Origin of the sequence: Methylobacterium ajmalii, from assembly GCF_016613415.1 — a bacterium.
Classification (GTDB): domain Bacteria; phylum Pseudomonadota; class Alphaproteobacteria; order Rhizobiales; family Beijerinckiaceae; genus Methylobacterium; species Methylobacterium ajmalii.
In genome coordinates, this window is sequence record NZ_JACWCT010000041.1 from 3,504 (window position 1) to 5,784 (window position 2,281).

Sequence of the window (2,281 nt, forward strand, 5' to 3'; positions counted from 1 at the left end):
GGTCGCCGGCTCGGTCGCGATCGCGGTCGGCGGCGTGGCGCTCGGGGCCGCCGCCTTCACCCTCGACGCCGCCACCGGCCTCGTCACCCTGAAAGCGGCGCCCGCCGCGGGCGCGATCGTCACCGCGGGTTTTCTCTTCGACGTGCCGGTGCGCTTTGCCACCGATCGCATCGAGGTCGACCACCAGGCCCTGCGCGCCGGCCTCGTCGCCGACATCCCGGTCATCGAGATCCGCCGGTAGCCCCATGAAGATCCTCTCTCCCTCCCTCGCCGCAAGCCTCGCGAGCGGGGTCACCACCTTGTGCCAATGCTGGATCGTCACCCGCACCGACGGCCTGCGCCTCGGCTTCACCGATCATGACGAGGACCTGGTGGTCGACGGCGTGACCTGTTCGGCCGAGAGCGGCGCCACCGGCACGGCGGTCGAGCAGGGCACCGGCCTCTCGGCTGACAACCTGGAAATCGTCGGCGCCCTCACGAGCGGGCGCCTGGCGGAGAGCGAGCTGGCCCGCGGCCTGTTCGATGGCGCCGCGGTCGCGGTATGGCGGGTCGACTGGGCGAGCCCGGACGATCGGGTGCTGATCCTCTCGGGCACCGTGGGCGAGGTCTCGCGCGGGCCCACCGCCTTCACGGCGGAGGTGCGCGGCCTCGCCGATCGGCTCAACCAGCCCCGCGGCCGGGTCTACCAGCGCTCCTGCGACGCGCTGCTGGGGGATGCCCGCTGCGGGGTCGATGCCGGGGCTGCCGCGATCCGCGGCGCCGGCACGGTCGCGACGGTGAGGAGCGCCCGCAGCGTCACGGCCTCCGGCCTCGCCGCCTACGTCTCCCGGTGGTTCGAGGCCGGCCGGCTGGTCTGGACCTCCGGCGCCAACGCGGGCGCCGCGGTCGAGGTGCGGGCGCACGGCCTCGCCGGCGGGCTCGCCAGCCTCGACCTGTGGGAGCCGATGCCGGCCCCGATCAGCCCCGGCGACACGTTCCAGGTCGTCGCCGGCTGCGACAAGTCCCTGGCGAGCTGCCGGGACAAGTTCGCCAACGTCCTCAACTTCCGCGGCTTCCCGGACCTTCCGGGCAACGACTACGCCGTGGCCTACGCGGTGCAGGGGGCAGACAATGACGGAGGCCGCCTCGGCTGAGACGCGGGCGCGCATCATCGCGCTGGCCCGCACCTGGCTCGGCACGCCCTACCACCACCAGGCCAGCGTCCGGGGCGCGGGCTGCGACTGCCTCGGCCTGCTGCGGGGCGTCTACGCGGCGCTCTACGGCGCCGAGCCGGAGGTGCCGCCGCCCTACTCCCCGAGCTGGGCCGAGGACCGGGGGCGGGAGACGCTGCGGGAGGCCGCCGCCCGCCACCTGGCGGTCCTCGCGCCCGACGCGGCCGAGCCCGGCGACGTGCTGCTGTTCCGCTGGCGGGACGGGCTGCCGGCCAAGCACTGCGCCATCCTCACCGGCCCGGCGCAGATGATCCACGCCTATGACGGCCACGCGGTGGTGGAGACGTGGATCCCGCCGGCCTGGTCCCGGCGCATCGCCTACGCCTTCCGGTTCCCCGCGATCCGACCCGATCCCGCGCCGGCTTCCTCGCCCACCCCCTCGCCGGAGCCCCCACCATGAGCACGCTCGTCCTGTCGGCGGTCGGCCAGGCGGCCGGCTCCGCCCTCGGCGGCCCGATCGGCGGCGCCCTCGGCCAGGCGCTGGGCGCCGCCGGCGGCGGCGCCCTCGACCGCGCGCTGTTCGGGGCCCGCCCCAAGCCGCAGATCAACATCGGGCCGCGGCTGGCCGATCTCCACGTCACCGCCTCGACCGAAGGGGCGGCCATCTCGCGCGTGTTCGGCCGGGTCCGCGTCGGCGGGCAGATCATCTGGGCGACCAAGATCAAGGAAGTCCAGAAGGTCGAAAAGGTGAAGTCCGCCGGCGGCAAGGGCGGCGGGGGGCAGAAGCAATTCAACGTGACGTATTCGTACAGCGTCAGCGTGGCGATTGCTCTGTGCGAAGGCCCGATCGTCGCCGTGGGCCAGGTCTACGCAGACGGCAAGCCGATCGCGCTCGCCGCCTACGGCGCCCGGGTCTATCTCGGCGACGAGGCGCAGGGCCCGGACCCGAAGATTGCCGCCATTGAGGGCGCCGACAACGCCCCGGCCTATCGGGGCCTGGCCTACATCGTGTTCGAGGACTTGCCCCTGGCGGGCTTCGGCAACCGGGTGCCGGTTCTCACCGCCGAGGTGATCCGGCGGGCGCCCAACGCCTCCGGCCGGCCGGCGCTCGAGGACCTGGTGACGGCGGT

General features: G+C 74.2%; 3 protein-coding genes and 1 pseudogene. All 4 read left to right on the top strand.

Going from position 1 to position 2,281, the window contains the following annotated elements; all coding sequences use genetic code 11:
- Nucleotides 1-241: DUF2460 domain-containing protein (locus tag HPY23_RS32900; protein ID WP_236017652.1), on the top strand; the 241-nt coding region annotated here is incomplete at its 5' end.
- Nucleotides 242-245: 4 nt separating this feature from the next.
- Entirely contained in the window at nt 246-1,133 is an 888-nt protein-coding gene (locus tag HPY23_RS07745) for a DUF2163 domain-containing protein (protein ID WP_200646913.1), read from the top strand.
- Entirely contained in the window at nt 1,111-1,611 is a 501-nt protein-coding gene (locus HPY23_RS07750) for an NlpC/P60 family protein (RefSeq protein WP_200649588.1), read from the top strand. The genes HPY23_RS07745 and HPY23_RS07750 overlap by 23 nt, the downstream gene beginning before the upstream one ends.
- Nucleotides 1,608-2,281: pseudogene (locus HPY23_RS07755) on the top strand (baseplate multidomain protein megatron); the annotation flags it as partial. The gene HPY23_RS07750 and the pseudogene HPY23_RS07755, both read left to right, overlap by 4 nt.

Coding starts and splice junctions, on each gene's coding strand:
- HPY23_RS07745 (WP_200646913.1), top strand. CDS start 246: ATGAAGATCCTCTCTCCCTCCCTCGCCGCAAGCCTCGCGAGCGGGGTC.
- HPY23_RS07750 (WP_200649588.1), top strand. CDS start 1,111: ATGACGGAGGCCGCCTCGGCTGAGACGCGGGCGCGCATCATCGCGCTG.